The 18,811-nt window shown below is 42.1% G+C and carries 15 protein-coding genes and 1 tRNA gene; 5 read left to right on the top strand and 11 right to left on the bottom strand.

The window, feature by feature from the left end; translation table 11 throughout:
* Nucleotides 1-36: 36 nt before the first annotated feature.
* Entirely contained in the window at nt 37-3,942 is a 3,906-nt protein-coding gene (locus G603_RS0101165; RefSeq protein WP_026669055.1) for an InlB B-repeat-containing protein, read from the bottom strand.
* A 214-nt stretch (nt 3,943-4,156) separates the two neighbouring features.
* Between G603_RS0101165 and G603_RS0101160 the strand changes: the two genes are divergently transcribed.
* Complete coding sequence (locus tag G603_RS0101160) at nt 4,157-4,699, top strand: VanZ family protein (RefSeq protein ID WP_026669054.1); 543 nt, start codon at nt 4,157-4,159, stop codon at nt 4,697-4,699.
* An 87-nt stretch (nt 4,700-4,786) separates the two neighbouring features.
* Here the strand turns inward: G603_RS0101160 and G603_RS0101155 are convergent, their stop codons facing one another.
* Both G603_RS0101155 and G603_RS0101145 read right to left on the bottom strand, forming a co-directional pair.
* Nucleotides 4,787-6,706, bottom strand: coding sequence for an alpha-amylase family glycosyl hydrolase (locus tag G603_RS0101155; RefSeq protein ID WP_026669053.1), 1,920 nt, complete (start codon nt 6,704-6,706; stop codon nt 4,787-4,789).
* 302 nt (nt 6,707-7,008) lie between these two features.
* Nucleotides 7,009-7,272 carry a hypothetical protein gene (locus tag G603_RS0101145; RefSeq protein ID WP_026669052.1) on the bottom strand — a complete coding sequence of 88 codons (264 nt, stop codon included), beginning with the start codon at nt 7,270-7,272 and terminating at the stop codon, nt 7,009-7,011.
* Between the two features lie 329 nt (nt 7,273-7,601).
* Between G603_RS0101145 and amrA the strand changes: the two genes are divergently transcribed.
* Entirely contained in the window at nt 7,602-9,152 is a 1,551-nt protein-coding gene (amrA, locus tag G603_RS0101140; protein ID WP_026669051.1) for an AmmeMemoRadiSam system protein A, read from the top strand.
* Nucleotides 9,153-9,299: 147 nt separating this feature from the next.
* Nucleotides 9,300-10,244 carry a radical SAM protein gene (locus tag G603_RS0101135; RefSeq protein ID WP_026669050.1) on the top strand — a complete coding sequence of 315 codons (945 nt, stop codon included), beginning with the start codon at nt 9,300-9,302 and terminating at the stop codon, nt 10,242-10,244.
* Between the two features lie 198 nt (nt 10,245-10,442).
* Here the strand turns inward: G603_RS0101135 and G603_RS0101130 are convergent, their stop codons facing one another.
* From G603_RS0101130 to G603_RS0101105, 6 genes are all read right to left on the bottom strand, one after another.
* Nucleotides 10,443-11,285, bottom strand: a complete 843-nt coding sequence (locus tag G603_RS0101130) for a metal ABC transporter permease (protein ID WP_026669049.1) — start codon at nt 11,283-11,285, stop codon at nt 10,443-10,445.
* Entirely contained in the window at nt 11,278-12,030 is a 753-nt protein-coding gene (locus tag G603_RS18785) for a metal ABC transporter ATP-binding protein (RefSeq protein WP_051207324.1), read from the bottom strand. Before G603_RS18785 ends, G603_RS0101130 begins: the two co-directional genes overlap by 8 nt.
* A 17-nt stretch (nt 12,031-12,047) precedes the next feature.
* Entirely contained in the window at nt 12,048-13,100 is a 1,053-nt protein-coding gene (locus tag G603_RS0101120; protein ID WP_026669048.1) for a metal ABC transporter substrate-binding protein, read from the bottom strand.
* A 66-nt stretch (nt 13,101-13,166) separates the two neighbouring features.
* A complete protein-coding gene (locus G603_RS0101115; RefSeq protein WP_026669047.1) occupies nt 13,167-13,490 on the bottom strand; it encodes a hypothetical protein in 324 nt (107 codons plus the stop codon).
* Between the two features lie 133 nt (nt 13,491-13,623).
* Nucleotides 13,624-14,388: a YdcF family protein gene (locus tag G603_RS0101110; RefSeq protein WP_026669046.1), complete on the bottom strand. Its 765-nt coding sequence runs from the start codon at nt 14,386-14,388 to the stop codon at nt 13,624-13,626.
* Complete coding sequence (locus G603_RS0101105; protein ID WP_026669045.1) at nt 14,389-14,913, bottom strand: hypothetical protein; 525 nt, start codon at nt 14,911-14,913, stop codon at nt 14,389-14,391.
* A gap of 234 nt (nt 14,914-15,147) precedes the next feature.
* Between G603_RS0101105 and G603_RS21185 the strand changes: the two genes are divergently transcribed.
* Entirely contained in the window at nt 15,148-16,428 is a 1,281-nt protein-coding gene (locus G603_RS21185; RefSeq protein WP_026669044.1) for a sensor domain-containing diguanylate cyclase, read from the top strand.
* A gap of 50 nt (nt 16,429-16,478) precedes the next feature.
* Here G603_RS21185 and G603_RS22185 read toward each other — a convergent pair.
* Nucleotides 16,479-16,550: transfer RNA gene (locus G603_RS22185), tRNA-Trp, on the bottom strand.
* Between the two features lie 82 nt (nt 16,551-16,632).
* The gene (locus tag G603_RS0101095) at nt 16,633-17,328 is read right to left on the bottom strand and encodes a metallophosphoesterase (protein ID WP_026669043.1); all 696 of its coding nucleotides are present in this window, start codon (nt 17,326-17,328) and stop codon (nt 16,633-16,635) included.
* Between the two features lie 160 nt (nt 17,329-17,488).
* Here G603_RS0101095 and G603_RS18775 point away from each other — a divergent pair, with 160 nt between their 5' ends.
* Nucleotides 17,489-18,631 (top strand): putative glycoside hydrolase, encoded by a 1,143-nt coding sequence (locus tag G603_RS18775; RefSeq protein WP_035791531.1) that lies wholly within the window; start codon nt 17,489-17,491, stop codon nt 18,629-18,631.
* Nucleotides 18,632-18,811 lie beyond the last annotated feature (180 nt).

The raw sequence follows: 18,811 nt of genomic DNA, 5'->3' as shown, positions 1-18,811 counted from the left end.
CTTTTTATAATAGAAATAAAGAATAAGAAGGGCATCTCAGCCCTTCTTAAACTTAAACTTCGCCTTCTTTGCGCCTGCCTTTTTGAACAACCTCACAAGCTTATTGTAAGCCTTCTTATCTTTACATACGATAGTGATCTTGGCTCCGTTTTTTATCCCCTTAAAGCTACCCTTACCGATGCTCTTAAGGTTATTACCATATACAGTAATATTGGAAAGTTTTTTGCATCCATTAAAAGCTTTTTCGCCTATGCTCTCGATGTTTGATCCTATTGTTGCTTTCTTAAGCTTCTTATTGTTCTTATAGGCGTTTTTGTTGATCCTTGTGATTCTAAAGCTGTTGTTTCCATAAGAAACATATTCTCCTGTATTAACAGAAGCAGAATTCTTATTTGTAGCTGCCGTTATGGTCGCGGTACCTGACTCTGAAAGCTCATATTCATTGCCGCCCTGCACTACTATGCCATCCTCAGGAAGGTTATCAGCTTCACTGTAATCATCTACAATGTCATAATATTTCAGATTATCAGGCTCAGCTGCGGCAGGATTTTCTCCGGTTCCATTGCCACCGGACTTACCGGTCTCCTGCTCAGGATCTTCCTCTATTACCTTCCAGACAGCATACAGATGTATGTAATTATTTGTATATACGTGTGTGGACAATCCATTTGTACTCAAATCCCTGGTCCATCCGATGAACTCAGAACCATCCCTTACAGGAACCTCCTGTGAGGCCAAGTCTATAATTGTACCATCTTCTACCTGTGTATACCTTGTTTCTCTTCCATCACTAAAGTGTCCTCCCAGTGCATCATATGAAACAGTATATGTCCTTCTGCTTTCTTCATGGCCTTCGTGACCTTTATCCTCCTTCTCCTTAGATTCCTCTGTTCCTTTAGAGCCTTCTGTTTCTTTGGATTCTCCTATCTCTTTGGATTCTTCTGTCTCTTCTGACTCTTTAGGTGTTTGCGTTAATTTTGAGTAGAAATAGTATCTTTCCTCTTTATCGAAAACACTATCACGGCTAAAGGTCTCATCTGAATTGTAGCTTGCTGTCCAGCCTTCAAATTTATAACCGGTCAAAGCAGGCTCAGTTACTTTGTCAAAGGCTTCTCCAAAAGTACTTCCCAATGCTACCGTCAAGGTCTGTAATGACGGTGTGCCTGTTGAAGAAAAGAAATAGAGATTTACTTGCTTTTGACTCCACTTAGCATAAAAATCCGTATCTTTTCTAATTGTTGTACCAAGTATATAAGATTCGCTCTCTCCTTCTCTCCAGCCAACGAAAGTAAATCCATATCTTTCAGGCTTTGGTAATTCGTAATATGTGCCTTCAACAACCTTGATTTCCTCAGTCTTTTCATCGTAATCATAGTGCAAGGTGATCGTACAATTACTCTGAGTGAATTTAGCATAGAAATTGTATGAATCTATACTATCAATGACTGTATTGCGGGACAGCACATTTTCATTATCATTAATTGCTGTGTCAGTCCATCCTTCAAACTTATAGCCTGCCTTGGAAGGTTTTGTGACCCTGTCAAAAGCTTCTCCAAAGGTACTTCCAAAATTCACGCTAATTGACTGATATGATGGCGTTCCTATTGTAGAATTAAAATGGAGGTAAACCTTTTTAGGACTCCATACTGCATAAAAATCTGTATCCTTATAAATCCTTATACCTGATGTATAAGAAGATCCGGTATCCCCATCTCTTCTCCAACCAACGAAACTGTATCCATATCTTTCAGGCTTGGGCAATGTGTAATATGTGCCTTCACCAAACGCAATATTCTCAGTCTTATCATCATAATTGTAGCGCAGGGTCACTACACATGTTTTTTTCCAGATTGCATACAAAGTCGTATCACCGGTTACTTTATAACTTGTGAGACCACTTGTTGCATCTTTTGAAGTATTCCAACCGGTAAAGCTATATCCACTTTTTGAAGGCTTTTCATGGGTTCCCACGGTAATGTAGGTATCATACTCTGAATTCTGCTTATCGGAGGTTTGACCATTTTTATAGGCTCCTCCATTGGCGTCATAGGTTACGGTATATGTATTCTTTTTCCAATGTGCATAAAAATACAAAGGTTTTGTTGAATCTATGACTGTATCAGGAGAAATAGCTTCATCAGAATCAAAGCTTTTATACCATCCGACTAACGTATGCCCCGCTTTAGTATAATCGGAAGCCAGCCTCATAGCATCGCCATAGGTTTTTCCAAAATTTGTACTTCTAACAGTTTTGCTTCCATCATCTTTATAAAAATATGCACTTACCTCAACAGGCTTCCACTGGGCATAAATATCCAGATTCGCACTTACAACTGTATTTTTATCAACTACACTTCCTCCACTTATTGAATTTGTCCAACCGCTTAAGTCGTAGCCATATCTGTAAAGAGTCGGAAGCTCCCCGATTGTACTTCCTTTAGCAATCTTCTTTATCTCTGTCTTATTATCATAATTATAATGTAGGGTAACTGTACGTAAATCTGACTGATCCGTTACAGCATCCTCTACATTATCTCCACCATTCCAGTGAGCATAAACAGTTATATCAGAATTAATAATTGTATTAGCTGTTACAACTGTTCCTCCGTCCTTTTCCGTATACCAGTTATTAAAGGAACATCTACTTAATGACATATTCTTAGGCATTTCGACAATTTTGCCCTCGTAAGTATAAGTGTATCTGTAAGGAAGATAATAATATGCACCTTTCTTAACCCCATCAAAATCTACTCTGTAGGCCTTTTTAATATTATTGTATGAATACCTGGTTCCATTAGCCAAAGGAGGATTAAGATATCCCATATGTTTACTATTCCTCAGATGTTTGGAAAGAGCATTATTAAATCCCGGAATGGAATAGTTATAGTGTGCAAAAGTATCTGTAGTACAATTAAAGTACTGGTGCGTCAGCAGGTAATTATATGGGTAACTATTATTATAATTACCATCATCCCATGTTGTATCAACTTCATAATAATCGCTGCCAAGTTTAACAACATTCCAGGCATGTCCTTCACCGGAACCAGTAACTCCAGAAACAACGTGAGTCTCTATTCCGGCTTTGTCCATAAGCATTTTAAATGCTGTGGCGTATCCCTGGCACACAGGCAGTTTTTCAACAAGTGCACCATACGCGGTATATTTTAGATATTTATTTGTTTCATCATAGTTATATTCAACAGCATCAATAAGGGCATCATGAATTGCAAGTTCCTTAGAAGCATCCTCGCCGGAAAGACTTAAACTGTTGTATAAGGAGTTACATGCACGCTTGAGGTCAGACTCCATCTGAGCAACCTGATTACCTGTATAATTTGAACCAGGTGTATTGTACATATAAAAACTATAATGCGACACCCCTCCGGAGTAGGCTGTAACAGTGCTGTATTTTTGCGAAAAAAGTATGGTCTCCAGTTCTTCCGGATGATCATACCATAAAGCGTGAATAATTGTTGACCAGTCTGGTCTTTCAAGGCTTTTTATCCCCGAATAAAAAAGTACTGCATCGCCTGCTTTATCAGTGCTAAATTCGCCAGTGATAGGACTTTTGTTTTGTCTGCAAAGTTCGAGTATTCCATCGTAATAAATCTTATCAATTTCAGTAAGCTGTTTATAATAAAAGCTGTTATTATCTGAGCTTCCTGAATATACTGGTTTCAATTCGAAACCGGCATTCATCAATTCATCAAATTCTTCTTCAGAAATCTCTATCTCATCCACCTGAGGCTCTTTAACAACAGGCATATCCCCTGCAGGCAGAGACTCGATATAATTTTCCAGTGAAATCTCATCGATAGAATCATCTATAGAAGCTGTATCAAAAGCATTTTCATAAGAAGATGCGCTTACGCTGTAAGACGCAGGCATAAACAAAGCACAGCATGCAGCCACTAAAAATGTACGACAAAGACCGGTTTTCATTTTAAATAACTACCTCTCATAAATAAATCATAATTTAATCACCATTTTCAACAGTATCACTTTATATGATTTTATACAAGTCTTATTTAACATTCCTTGAAAAATTTGCTAGACATAGTGTTTTTGCGCTATACTTGTTGCTAACATATTTGTGAATAAGATTTTTGATTGCACTGTATGTATGAAATAAGAGTTTTGATTTGGGGATTTAATAATGAAGTATTTTCTTTTATATATAAAACAAACGCTTAGATTTGTATTAAAGCCGCTGTCATTTGTACCGGCAGTCGTAATGATGATAGTGATTTTCAACTTTTCAGATCAGACTGCAGATAACAGCTCGGCTCTTAGCTATAAAGTGGGCGTTGAGGTGCTGACAGTTACAAATGATGTGCTGGATAAGGGCTGGTCCCTCACAAGGATCAGACAGATGAGTGAAGAATATCAGCATTATATAAGGAAAGCCGCTCACTTTACGGAGTACCTGATATTGGCAATAACGGTAGCTTTTCCGCTTTATGTGTACGGACTACGCGGCATTCCTCTTGTAATTGTGGCAGGGATGATATGCGCTGGTTATGCCTGTCTTGATGAATATCACCAGAGCTTCATTGATGGCAGATCACCATCCAAAAAGGACGTCGTGATCGACAGCTGCGGGGCGCTTGTCGGAATAATAATAACAAGAATAGTCAGCTGGACCGGAATGATGACCATCTTCCATCCTCTGATGTATAAAGAAGGGGAAAGACATTGAGATCTGTCTTTCCCCTTTTGGTTGTATTCTTATTTACATGTTTGGTGTGCCAAATACATATCGGTATATAGATAACGACATGTGAAATTACCTGACCGTTATAATTGCAATCCCGTGAGCCGGAAGTGTTAAGTTATCTCCTTCTAAAGCGGCTGTTTCCTCTCCTGTAAGTAAGAGGCCTGAAAGAGTCCTGAACCCGTCTGTTCTCTCATCTAAAGAGAGGTCTTCTGTCACCGTCTCATTTGAATTATTCAATGCGATTAGTATTTTATCATCAGCTTCCTTCATGCATACACCAAAATCATCAGTGGAAAGCTTATCGAGTATTGTTATTTTACCGCGAGCGATTTCAGGGAACATATTCCTTAGTCTGACTGCATTTCTATAGTAGTTATAGATAGAATAGGGATCTTTTTCCTGATCTTCTAAACTGCCGTTAGTCATCTCGATTTTTTCCATATCAGAAGGTCCCTTGCACATTCCATCTGCTGTCTGGTCCATAGTCCACTGCATAGGAGCTCGCTTATTCTCATCTTTTCCTGAGCCCTTCATACCAATCTCTTCGCCGTAGTAGATAAAGGCATTACCATTCATCATGAGGTTCAGAGCACCGGCAAGCTTAATCGAATCCGATGCGCCTTTTCCCACATAGTAGCCTGCACTTCTGGCCATATCGTGATTTGTATAGAAAGGTGCGTTGACGTAGGTCTCACTTATTCCTGAATAGAGCTCATCTTCTTTTACAAGCTCTTCAAAGAATTTGGCGGGAGCCATCTTGCCCTTGGCGCATTTCACAATCTTGCCTTCGCTTCCTGAGAAATCAAAGTCAAAGAGTGAATCAATTCCGCTTCCATAATACTGGGAATACTCAGAGGAGTTGGCCCAGGCTTCGCCTACTATGTAAGCATCAGGATTCTCAGCATAAACAGCGTCACAGAATACTTTGAGCTCGTCTGTGCTTTTACCTGTGTTATCTGTGGTATAAGAAGTAACCGCATCCATTCTGAAGCCATCGCAGCCAAGGTCAAGCCAGAACTTAGCGATATCAGCAAATTCCTTCTGAACAGCTTCGTTATCAAGATTAAGATCAGGCATTTCTGACCAGAACCTGGACTCATAGAACCATTCTGTTCCGCTTATTCTTGTATAGCCTGTCTGCTCTTCCTTTGAGAAATTGTAGTAGCCGTAATAAGGACACTCTGCAGTATCAGGTTCTGTTCCATCAGGAAGGTTTTTCAGATAATCAACAGCCTCCTTGAACCAGGGATGCTGAGAAGATGTGTGGTTCATAACCATGTCGTTGATGACTTTTATTCCGCGGCTGTGGGCTTCCTCGAGGAGTTTTTTGTAGTCGTCGATCGTGCCATACTGTGGGTCGATATCACAGTAATCTGTCACGTCATATTTATGATAAGTAGGTGATGGACAAACCGGCATCAGCCAGATCATATTGCAGCCAAGGTCTGTTTCTGTGGCATCATTACCATCATTCACATAGTCCAGCTTATCAATTACTCCCTGAAGGTCACCTATGCCATCCCCGTCACTGTCATAGAATGAATATACGAATATCTCATAAGTGGTTCTGTACTTGTCATCTATTACATTAAGAGCGCGCTGTGAGTTAATTTCATCCATTTGGGAAATGGCTGCTGCCCGGTCCGGTTCTGATGCCTTCCGGCTATCTATTGCCTGTTCTGACGTCTCAGTTGTCTCCTGACTATCAGCTTCGGTTGTTTCCTGACTGTCAGCTTTGGTTGCCTCCTGATTGTCAGCTTCGGTTGCCTCCTGATTGTCAGCTTCGGCTATTTCCTGAATGTCAGCTTCGGTTGTCTCCTGATTGTCAGCTTCAGTTGTCTCCTGATTTTCCGGCGCTGCCTGGTCTGCTTCTGTTGCTACTGACTTATCTGTATTATCAGGTCCACTTTTCCCTGCGCAACCTGTAGCTGTTGCTATTATTAAAGCCATTGCGGCTGCCCCTGCCGCAAATTGATTTTTCCTGAACATTTCCATATCCTCCTTTTGTTCCCTGCCTTACTTACGGGGATAGATAGTGTTTCTCTGTTTCATCCACGTTATCTAAGCCATTTTTCCGCTCTTTCCTACGGGGATGAATAGCGTTTTTCTGTTTCATCCACGTAATCTGGTCCATATTTCCTGCTTCTCTTACGGGGATAAATAGTAATTACCACTTCATCCACGTAATGCATCCTAAATGCAGCTGACAATTATCCAATTGTAATAAAACTGAACAGTTCTCGCGCAGAGAAATTTCCTATTTTCCTCAAAATAGTGGCGCGGAATTCCCTTTAATACTCTCCTGAACCGTTTTCAAGCAGAGAAAATTCCTTTTTTCCCCAAAATAGTGGCGTGAAAACTCTTTTGAGCAATCTCATTACCTGTGACTGCGCAGAGAAATCTACTATTTTCCTCAAAATAGTGGCGCAGCCACCTCTTGCCCTCTCTGGTATCAAACGTACTGAATTCTTCATACCCAATGCGCTGGTCAGCTTTCCTGATCTTGCCTTGGTGATTATTCTAATTACTAACTTTCCATTTAAAAATATTATCACACATTAACCTCAATACATAGCAAAAAACGTTTTCCATAAAACACTATCGCAGAAAACACCCGTACAAATCTGGGATAGAGCAAGCTCCATCAACCATATATCCCACAACTGTCTAGTACACATTAGAATTGTCCACTCACTTTTACAGCTTACTATGGAGCGCGGAATAATATATAATAGAAAGCGAAATATCATTTATCAACAACCATGCACTACTCGTTAATAGCCACGAACTATTCAACAATAACCACGCACTACTCGTTGATAGCCACGAACTATTCACCACACACTATTCGTTAGATTCATAAATATTATGGGGGAAAATAATTATGCCAATTCTAGGTGCTTTCATGGTTCCACATCCACCAATCATGCTTCCTGAAGTCGGAAACGGCGAGGAGAAAAAAATAAGTGCTACAACTGCTGCATATGAAAAAGTAGCTGATGAAATCGCTGAGCTTAAGCCTGAGACAATCATCATCTCAAGCCCGCACAGTGTGATGTATGCTGACTATTTTCATATTTCACCCGGTGAGTCTGCTTACGGAGATATGTCCAGATTCCAGGCAGGGGAAGTATCTTTTGATGCAGAATATGACACTGAGCTTGTGGATGCGATATGCAGAATAGCTGAGGATGGCGGTCCTGATGCACTAAGCCATAATAGCTCAGCTGAGGATGGCGATCCTGATGTAACAGGGCAAAACGCTACCAATGCAGATGATGAAAATGGCAATGCTTCGTCAAAATCAAAAAGAGAAGGTCACGGTGGCACTGCGCCATCTGAATTCCCGGCAGGCACCATGGGCGAGCGCGATCCCAATCTCGATCACGGAACCCTGATTCCTCTATATTATATTTGCAAAAAATACCAGGATTTTAAAATCATAAGAATCGGTCTCTCCGGTCTGCCACTGGCTCTCCACTATCAGATGGGTCAGATCATTCAGCAGGCAATAAAGGAAACCGGAAGAAAAGTTGTCTATATCGCAAGCGGCGATCTGTCCCACAAAATGAAAGAAGACGGCCCTTACGGCTTTGCTAAGGAAGGTCCTGAATATGATGAGCGAATCATGGATGTTTGCGGAAGCGGCGACTTTAAAAAGCTCTTTGAATTCGATGATGATTTCTGCTCAAAGGCTGCTGAGTGCGGCCACCGCTCCTTTGTGATGATGGCAGGGGCTCTGGATGGTCTGTCTGTAAAAGCAGAAAAGCTCTCGCATGAAGCAACCTTCGGTGTTGGTTATGGAATATGCCGCTTTGAAGTTGGCGGCCTTGATGAGAGCAGACACTTCCTGGATATATGGAGAAAAGAAAAGCTTGAAGAACTTCAAAAAAGACAGGCAACCTCTGACCCTTATGTTAAGCTTGCCCGCTACTCTCTAGAGAGCTATGTAACTGGTGGTAAGACAATTCACAAAAAAGACCTCACAGGTGATGAATGGAAGGATCTCCCTGATGAGCTTTTTAATACCAAAGCAGGAGCCTTTGTTTCTATTCATAAAAACGGAGCTCTGCGTGGATGTATCGGAACTATAAGTGCGACCTGCGACTGTGTCGCTGAGGAAATTCTCCAAAATGCCATAAGTGCAGGTACAGCTGATCCAAGATTCAACATGATAACCGCCGATGAGCTTCCCTGGCTTGAGATAAATGTAGATGTAATGGGCATTCCTGAACCAATCTCATCCACCGACCTTTTGGATGTAAAAAAATACGGCGTTATCGTTACCAGCGGAACAAAGCGGGGTCTTCTCCTTCCCAATCTTGACGGCGTTGACAGCGTAAATCAGCAGATTAACATAGCTTGTCAAAAAGCAGGAATTCCCGCAGGAGAAGAAATCTATCTTGAGCGCTTTGAAGTTGTAAGGCATATTTGATTATTGAAAAATCTATCTTGAACGCTTCGAGATTGTAAGGCATATTTGATTATTGAAAAATCCATCTTGAACGCTTCGAGGATGTACATCGCCTCTGATAAATTCGATTTTTTTAATGTACAATCGATATTATTACAAGGAGCTGCCATGCCGGTTTGTGAAGTATGTCATCATCACTGCAATCTAAATGAAGGAAATCTTGGGCTGTGCCGTGCAAGGATTTGCAAGGAGGGCGAAATTGTGTGCGCCAATTATGGCTATATCACTTCTATTGCTCTTGATCCAATAGAGAAAAAGCCCCTGAACAGATTCCATCCCGGCTCCAATATCATGTCAGTTGGAAGCTATGGCTGCAACCTTCGCTGCCCATTTTGCCAGAATCACAGCATCTCTTATGGGTATGAGATGACATCTCCGGTGAATAGAATTCTTGATGGTGAAGATAAAAACTCAAGTTCAAATGATGCAGACAAGCACATAAGCGAAAACAGCGAGAATTTTATTCCCCGCCCCGACATTCCCTTACGATATGGCACGCCTTCTGAGCTTGTTTCCCTTGCGCTCTCCTGTACAGACTCAGGGAATATCGGCATTGCTTTTACCTATAATGAGCCACTTGTGGGCTATGAATTTGTGAGGGATACTGCGAAGCTTGCCCACGAATCCGGGCTTTTGAACGTCCTCGTGTCCAACGGCGATGCATCAAAAAAGGTATGCGATGAACTGCTGCCTCATATCGATGCCATGAACATTGACCTCAAGGGCTTTACAGATGATTACTATGAAAAAATATTAAAGGGTAACAGGCAGATGGTTATGGACTTCATAGAAATGTCCGCACCTGCCTGCCACCTTGAACTAACTACACTTATCGTGCCCGGCTTTAACGATACTGATGAAGAAATCGATAAGCTCTCATCCTGGATCAGCGAACTTAACTCAGGAAAAGGATTAGAGATTCCTCTCCATATCAGCAGATTTTTCCCGCGCTTTAATCTGACTGACAGAGATGCCACGGATGTTGACCTGATCTACCATCTCGCTGATGTCGCCGGAAAAAATCTGAAGTATGTCTATACAGGAAATTGTTGAGATATTCTCTGAGATTTCTGAAAGCGCGCCAGCATTTGTGGCAGAAGGCAGTTTTACATCACTCCCGCAGGCGCAGACATAGATCAGCCCTGTCACCAGAAACATCCCCAAAAATCTTTTTAGTCTAAACTTCTTCATGCCGCTGCCTCCCTTCAATTTGCCTACCATCACGCTACTGCTCCTCTAGTTTGCCTGCCATCATGCCAAAACTCCCTTCAATTTTCCTGCCATCATGGAACAGAAAAATGCCAAAACATCGATAGCTACAATGGTTGAACCAACAGGAGTGCCAGCGAGGATTGAAATCATAATTCCCACAAATGCGCATACCACAGAGATAATTGCAGAGCAAATCGTCACTTTGAAAAAACTCCGGTAAATGCTCATGGCTGATAAGGCAGGAAAGATTACCAGTGCTGATATCAAAAGCGATCCCACAAGGTTCATGGCAAGCACAATGATAACCGCGATCATAACAGCGATCACCGTATTATATTTTCCTGCGGCCGTTCCGGTAGCTGTTGCAAAATTCTCATCAAAGGTCACGGCAAAAATCTTGTTGTATAAAAGAACGAAAGCTCCAATCACAACGACAGACAAAACAGCGCAGACCACAACTTCGCCAAGTGTCAGAGTGAGTATCGATGTGGAGCCAAAAAGTGTGCTGCACACATCTCCCGTCAGATTCGATGATGTGGAAAAAATGTTCATAAGAAGATAGCCAAAAGCCAGTGCTCCCACAGAAATCATGGCAATAGCGGCATCACCCTTAATCTTTGCATTCTGCCCGGTTCGTAAAAGAAGCACAGCGCAGACTACTGTCACAGGTAAAATAAGCGCCATCTGGTTCGCCATTTTAAGAACGCTGGCAATAGCCATGGCCCCGAATGCCACATGGGATAAACCGTCTCCTATATATGAAAACCTTTTAAGCACCAGCGTCACCCCAAGGAGAGATGATGACAGCGCAATCAGTATTCCCACAATAATCGCATATCTCACAAAGGGATATTGCAGATAAAAGAAAATCTTATCAAGCATAGCTTTTCACCTCTCTAAATGCTGGTTCTGTCTGACTAAGCCCTGTTCCCAGCTCAATTCCGGAAGCAGGAAAACCTTTATCACTCTTTATATACTCAGCCTTAGTTCCAAAGAAAACATCTTTCCCGATATGCAAGATATGGGTCGAATACTCCAGTGCTGCACCTATGTCATGGGATATCATTATGACTGTTATCCCTGAGTCATTCAGTTCTTTTATTGTTTCGTACATCTGCTGTGTCACCACAGGGTCAAGGCCCGCCACCGGCTCATCAAGAAGCAGCAGCTTTTTGGTTGCACATAAAGCTCTAGCAAGCAGAACCCTTTGCTGCTGTCCACCGGAAAGCTCTCTGTAACAGCGATTTTTAAAATCAGAAATTCCCATAAGCTCCATATTTTTAGTAGCAAGTGCCTTTTCCTTTTTCCCATAAAAAGGCTTAAGCCCCATGCTGCTCTGGCACCCGGAAAGTACTATCTCCCTCACAGAAGCAGGAAAATCCTTCTGCACCTGCGTCTGCTGCGGGAGATAACCGATCTCATCAGGCTTTAAGCCATCACTGACAGAAATCTCCCCACTTATGGGTTTTTGTAAATGAAGAAGCGTCTTCATAAGGGTAGTTTTTCCGGAGCCGTTCTCCCCTACGATGCTAAGATAATCCCCCTCGTTTACAGAAAAATTCAAATTCTCAATAACTCTGCACCCGTCATATCCAAGTGAGAGATTTTTCACAGTCAGTAATGGCATGAGTCCTCCTTCCGTGCCTAATTAAGCGCCACTTTTAAAACCTCAAGATTGTTTTTCATGATCCCAAGATAAGATGCACCACCTGCAACATCCTTTGAGGTTGTGGATTGCATTGAATCCATTGTTAAAATATTCTGATCCTTACCCTCTGTGCTGCTCTTTATGGTCTCTGCGATTCTGTGGTCAGCACCTTCGATGGTCATGATGTTTTTTAGAGAAAGTTCATCCACTTTTCCTGCAAGAAAAGCGATGGTCTCAAAGCTTGCCTCCGTCTCTGCCGAGCATCCAACAAAGGCCGCATAATAAATTAAGTTGTAGTCATCAACCAGGTATCTGAATGGGAATCTGTCTCCAAAAACAAGAGTATTCGCAGTTCCGTCCTTTACCACTTTCTCATATTCGGTATCAAGACTCTTAAGTTCAGCTATATAATTGTCCGCATTCTCGGCATATACAGCCGTATTATCAGGATCAATCATGATGATGGCATCCCTTATAGCCTCGCAAAGCTTCTCAGAATTCCTGAGAGAAAGCCAGACATGCTCATCATATTCAGGCTCTTCTTCTCCCTCTTCTCCCTCTTCGCCTTCTTCCTCGGCTTCCATACCTTCAACCACTTCCTCTTCCTTGACATCATCCCCAAGGACATCAAGGAGATTTATGACCACCATATTTTCATTTGTAGCTTCCTTCAAGGCATCCTCTACCCACTCATCAGACTCGCCGCCTACATAGATGAAAAGATCACAGGTTGCGACCTTAAGAATATCTTCCGCGGTTGGCTGATAGCTGTGAAGATCAACGCCGTTATCAAGAAGCATGGTAACCTCTGCATTTGCCGGATTATCCCCAAGAATCTCGTTTACCCAGTCATACTCAGGAAAAATCGTTGTCACTATGCTGATGGAATCATCTGCTCCCGCAGCAGCAGAAAGGGGCACTTCTTCAGATTCAATTGAATCTGTCAAAACCTCCGGAACTTCAGGATTTTCTCCCGCACTTTCACCGCAAGCGCTAAGAGCCCATACCATGACAATTGCAGCACAAAAAACAGAAATATTCCTTTTCATAATATTCCTCCACAAGTTTATATATTTAGTTTTTTAGTTAGGAAAAAAAAGATAAAAAGAGTGTCTTTAATTATTTAGACGTACCTTTTGCCTAACAAGAGTAGGCACGGCAAAGATGCGGAACGAATCCGCATGAAACTCTGATATTGAAAAAACAACTAAAAGCGCAGCCGCAAGAATTATCAGACCTGTTCCGATCTGATTAACAAAATTCTCGCTCTGAGCGATCATCTGACAGATAGGACATTCATCCCCGCTACAATCATGACCAAGCTCAGCTGCTACAAAAAATGAAGAAAGAAGCACAGCAAGAAGAAGCACTGCGCAGATAATAAGCGAAATGCCTTTTTCACGACTTTTGAAATTGTCATTGTTACTTACAAAGCTCATGTTCTGTCCTTCCTCAAAATCTTCTCCATGGTATTCGATAAAAAGTGAATTGTCAAATTTAATATCTCACAAGCAAATCGGCAGCCCTTAGGGACTGCCGATTTTAACACATTTACGTCGCTATGTTCTTCAATTATCTAAAAACAAAATCTCTAATAATTCCAAAGCACTCCCTAACCATGTTGTTGGGAATGTACTGGGGCTGCATGTAGGCTGCGATGCCGCAGACATCTGCATCTGTGAGTTTTCTTGCGATGTGGACTCCCCTGAAAACATGGAAACCGTTGGTTACAATGCCGATTTTTAAACCACTTATATTATCTTCACCAATAATCGCAAATGCATTTTCTATGTTCTGACCGGTGGTCGTGGAATCCGTTTCAGCTATAATCCTACTCTCATCTACACCAAGGGAAATCAGGTAATCTTTTCCTCCCTGGCCCTCGGAAATGCTCTCGTTACTGCCCTGAGTTCCTGTGGTGATGCAAATGGTTCCGGGATTTTCCTCAAGATATTCAGCTGCCTTCTGAAGTCTGTATCTGTAGATTACGCTTGGACCATAGTCACGCATCTGGGCTCCAAGAACCACTATGTAATCCAGATTTTCCTCACCCTTATCGAAAAAATGAGACAATATGGCAGCTTCGCAGATGATAAACACAGAAAGTGATACGCCAAGCACCGCATAAACAATATATCTAAGGAGTGCCGGAACTCTGCTCCATCTGTTTTTCCCTGCAAAGAAATAGCAGGCAGCAAAAAACGCCGCGCCTGCTACCCAGATGCTGAAAGAAAATGTTCCGCTGTGAACAAGAAACACCATAGCGGAATAAAGCAGACACAGCGCTGATAACATTGCCCATACAATGCGAATCTTTGGTTCAAAGAGGGACTTCATTTATTTGCCCTCCAGATCCGCAACTCTTACGGGCTCGCCGTTTAGAAGGATATATCCCGGCGGAAGCTTGGATGCATCAGTCATGGATGTGTAGTGCCCCTCACTGTGAACATGGGGCATTGAACCTGAAGTATTGAAAATGGACTTGCGATTAAAAGTATCATAAGTCCCTGATTCTCTATGATCATGAGGCATTGCGCCGGAATCATTCTTAGCAGATTTCCTGTTGAAGGTGTCGTAGGAACCGGATGCCCTGTGTGAGTGCGGCATTGAAGAAGACTCCCATCTTCCCGTCTGCGCATAACCGCTTCCCTTCGTCTGTCTGCTGCCCTGTGAAGCACTGCCACTCTGCATCGATCTACTTGCCTGAGCTGCTCTTGCGGCCTGCTCCTGTACATTTCGTGAAATCTCAGAAACGCTTTTCCCCCCAAGAGGACCGCCCTTCTGATTAAGCTTCTTCTTCGCTGTTTTACCAAACGCCAGCAATATAAATAACCATATGACTAAGCCAATAAGTTCTTCCATACATCCTCCTGATATATCTGGTTACGCCCCATCTAGCGCCCGGGCCGTAATATAAATCGGACCTTACAATTCTTACATAAACTATACATAATTATAAGCCATATTCCCTTTAAAATGGCGGAAAATATTAAATTTTTAAGAACAGTTCTTCCATAATCTTGTGCGCACATAGTGATTATTAGATAATGATTATATATTGTTTCTACCGTATGCGATTTAGTTGAGGAATAAAGCATGGATAGATACACATTCGATGAAAAAACTCAGACAGCCTACGAGCGGTTGCAGAATTCTATAGCGATTTTCCAGTTTCTGGATGATGGCATTGTTCCCATTGTAATATCTGACGGATATTGTGAAATGTTCGGCTTTAAAAATCAGGAGGAGGCTTATGCTGACCTTAACAAGGACATTTTCATAAATGTTCATCCGGAGGATGCCGCAAAAATCCTTGAAGAATCCAAGCTTGCTGCCAAGACTAATGGAAAATACGAGATTCTGTATCGTGCTTCCGTAAATAATAAACCGGGTCACAAGTTTATCCGTGCTGCAGGAAAATATGTGTATTTGGAGAATGATGTAAGCCTGATACACGTATGCTACATGGATGAAGGTGCCGAGGCCAGCCAGAAAATCACTGATCTTCAGGATTCTGTAACCTGGCTTCTAAATAATATGCCCGCCATGTCTTTTTCAAAGGATATAAATACAGGAAAATATCTTGCCTGCAATCAGGCTTTTGCCAATTATGCCCATAAAGAGACACCCGCAGGAGTTGTCGGGCTTACGGATTTTGAGATTTTTGATCCTGATACTGCCAGCCATTTTGTGGAGGATGATCAAAAGGCTTTTAAGATGGATAAGCCTTACATTTTCTATGAGGATGTCCCGGATGCGGCAGGCAATCAGCGAAGGTTCCAGACCACAAAGCTGAAATTCATTGATGAAACAGGAAGAGAGTGTCTCCTTGGTCTTTGCCAGGATGTTACGGATGCCATGATCATCAAGCAGGAATATGCCGAAAAGCTTGCCAAAGAGCACACCAATGCCAATATTGACGCTCTTACAGGTATAAAAAACAGAAGTGCATACCTTGAAGTAGAAAAAGGAATGAACCTGCTGATCAGTGACCACAAGCAAAATGACTTTGCAATTACAATATTTGATGTGAACGACCTGAAAAAAGTCAACGATACTTTAGGGCACAAAGCCGGTGATGAATATATCTGCAGCGCCTGCAAGATAATATGTGACATATTTAAGCACAGCCCTGTTTTCCGTATTGGCGGCGATGAATTTGTAGCAATATCCGATAATGATGACTATGAGCACATCGATGAGCTTATTGATATTTTCGAAGAAAGGAATTTCAATTCACAGCAATCAGGAGATATTGTAATAGCCTGCGGTATGGAGAAATTCGACAAAGAAAGCGACGAAAACGTAGTGTCAGTATTTAACAGAGCTGATGATAAAATGTACGCCCAGAAAAAGAAGCTTAAAGGCGAACAGTAATTTAAACAACAAAAACCTCTTAGCCATTTCGGTTAAGAGGTTTTCTTTAGCAGAGGAAGAGGGATTCGAACCCCCATGAACGGTTTTGGAGACCGCAATACTAGCCGTTGTATGATTCCTCTACATGAGACACTAAGTGTCGTCAACGAATGAAATTATAACACAGCATTTTGTGGAATGTAAATACTTTTTTATAAAAAATTATCACAAAATCCTTTTAGGCATAAAGTCCAGGTAATCCCCGGAAACAAGGCTGTACTCCACGCCCTTCACATTGCCAAGAAGGCTGTCGTGAAAACGCTCTTTTCCGTGACAGTGGGCATAGATCACCTGCTCAGCGCCGTAGGCTCTTGCCATATAGGTGAATCTGCTCTCTGTCTCCCCAATCTCTGTGGGAGGATAATGCAGGAACATAATGAATTTCTCAAAGCCGTCTGCTCTCGCTGCTTCAAATGAATTCTTCAGTCTCTTGGCTTCTCTCTCAATCAGCATATCCGCATGCTGTCTGGTATCAAGGCCCTCGTAGCAGTAGCCCTTGGTTCCGACAATGGCGTAGTCTTCATAGGGATAGTAATTATTCTGCAAAAAATAGAGCCTGTCCTTATACATATCGTTTAGGCGCTGGGTTTTCTTGGCACTCCAGAAATTATCATGGTTGCCGCGAATAAGGATTTTCCTGCCGGGGAGATTCTCTATAAAAAGAAGATCCTGCTCACAGTTTTCAAGCCCCTTCCCCCAGCTGTGATCTCCCACAAGCACAAGGGTGTCCTCATCTGTCATTATTTTGTTGCAGTTCTTTTCTACTTTTCTCTCATGCCCTCTCCAGACCTTACCAAAAACATCCATGGTCTTGTCCGACTGATAAGCAAGATGAAGATCGCCTAGCGCAAATAAAGCCATACTAATAAACCTTTCCGAAAAATCCAGTCTCTTTAAGAAGTATATCAAAAAATCTCATGTCATGTTCCATTAAAAATCTGATATACTGTTTGAGATATTTTCCGGATTAAAACCGGATGCATTTAGATTTTCCATACATTATTACATCAAGGAAAAAGACATGAAAAAATCCACTATAAAAACACTTTTATTTACGGCATGCACCGCTATCACGCTATCACTTCCTATAAATGCTCTCGCGGAGGAAACCACTGAAGCTCCCGCCGACCTTCAAGGCACTACCGAAACCGCAAACGACAGCGAAGGCCTCCCCGATGCCTCCGAAATCCACGGCATCTATGTAAGCGCCTTTGTGGCAGGCACAAAAAGCATGATGGACGAGATCGTAACAAATATTGACGATACTAACATAAACGCAGTTGTCATTGATGTGAAAAATGATGATGGAAATGTGGTCTTCGATATGGATTCAGAGCTTATAGATGAGCTGGGCGTTGAAAACATCCTCGTAAAGGACATGACGGGACTGATTGATGAACTCCATAGTCACGGTATATATGTGATTGCAAGATGCGTTGCTTTCAGAGATCCCTTTATTGACGAAGTTAAGCCTGAATGGGTAATCCACGCTGCCTCCGGTGAAATCTATGAAGACGGCAAGGGCTTTACCTGGATGGATCCCACCAATGAAGAGGTGAAAGCTTATCTCATCGAAGTGGCAAAGGGCTGCAAAAAGGCAGGCTTTGACGAAGTTCAATATGACTATGTAAGATACGGCACAGGAATACAGGAGGAAGACATCAATCTTAACGGCTATGGCAGAAGGCATTCCATTCTTAAGTTCGTAAAGGAAGCATCCGCCACTTTGAAAAAAGAAAACATTCCTCTGTCTCTGGACGTATTCGGAACAATCATCAATTCCAAGGTGGACAGGGATATCGTCGGTCAGGAGTACTCTCAGCTCTCAATGTATGCTGATTACCTCTCTCCCATGATCTACCCCTCACACTACTACGACAACACCCTGGGCCTGGATCATCCGGATCTGTACCCTTACGAAGCCATAGATGCTGCCATGAAGCTCTCCGATGCCGAGCTTAAGGTAGTTAATCCCAAGGGCACAAGAACTCAGGCAAGCGTACGCCCCTGGCTTCAGGGCTTTACCGCATCCTACCTTAAGCACTATAAAAACTACGGAGCAGATGAGATAAAGGCCCAGATAAAAGCCGTAAACGACAATGGCGTAAGCTCCTGGATAATATGGAATCCATCCTGTAAATATCCCTGGGAAGCATTTAAATAAATCAAGGATCTGCCGGCATGACTGATATCATCACAATCAGTCAAAGCCGGCACTTTTTATAAAAAGCAAGAATTCATATAATTATGGTTCATTTTAATATAGAGGAAACTCCCCGCAGATAATAAGATTATTAGTGGGTAAATGCAAGCAAAAAGCTTGCTGTCAGAGAATATAAAGGGG

This window comes from Butyrivibrio sp. AE3006, assembly GCF_000424165.1.
Classification (GTDB): Bacteria; Bacillota; Clostridia; order Lachnospirales; family Lachnospiraceae; genus Butyrivibrio.
The sequence above is the reverse complement of the archived record's forward strand: the minus strand, read 5'-3'. Positions and strand labels throughout refer to the sequence as shown.

Coding starts and splice junctions, on each gene's coding strand:
- G603_RS0101165 (WP_026669055.1), bottom strand. CDS start 3,942: ATGAAAACCGGTCTTTGTCGTACATTTTTAGTGGCTGCATGCTGTGCT.
- G603_RS0101160 (WP_026669054.1), top strand. CDS start 4,157: ATGAAGTATTTTCTTTTATATATAAAACAAACGCTTAGATTTGTATTA.
- G603_RS0101155 (WP_026669053.1), bottom strand. CDS start 6,706: ATGTTCAGGAAAAATCAATTTGCGGCAGGGGCAGCCGCAATGGCTTTA.
- amrA (WP_026669051.1), top strand. CDS start 7,602: ATGCCAATTCTAGGTGCTTTCATGGTTCCACATCCACCAATCATGCTT.
- G603_RS0101135 (WP_026669050.1), top strand. CDS start 9,300: ATGCCGGTTTGTGAAGTATGTCATCATCACTGCAATCTAAATGAAGGA.
- G603_RS0101130 (WP_026669049.1), bottom strand. CDS start 11,285: ATGCTTGATAAGATTTTCTTTTATCTGCAATATCCCTTTGTGAGATAT.
- G603_RS18785 (WP_051207324.1), bottom strand. CDS start 12,030: ATGCCATTACTGACTGTGAAAAATCTCTCACTTGGATATGACGGGTGC.
- G603_RS0101120 (WP_026669048.1), bottom strand. CDS start 13,100: ATGAAAAGGAATATTTCTGTTTTTTGTGCTGCAATTGTCATGGTATGG.
- G603_RS0101115 (WP_026669047.1), bottom strand. CDS start 13,490: ATGAGCTTTGTAAGTAACAATGACAATTTCAAAAGTCGTGAAAAAGGC.
- G603_RS0101110 (WP_026669046.1), bottom strand. CDS start 14,388: ATGAAGTCCCTCTTTGAACCAAAGATTCGCATTGTATGGGCAATGTTA.
- G603_RS0101105 (WP_026669045.1), bottom strand. CDS start 14,913: ATGGAAGAACTTATTGGCTTAGTCATATGGTTATTTATATTGCTGGCG.
- G603_RS21185 (WP_026669044.1), top strand. CDS start 15,148: ATGGATAGATACACATTCGATGAAAAAACTCAGACAGCCTACGAGCGG.
- G603_RS0101095 (WP_026669043.1), bottom strand. CDS start 17,328: ATGGCTTTATTTGCGCTAGGCGATCTTCATCTTGCTTATCAGTCGGAC.
- G603_RS18775 (WP_035791531.1), top strand. CDS start 17,489: ATGAAAAAATCCACTATAAAAACACTTTTATTTACGGCATGCACCGCT.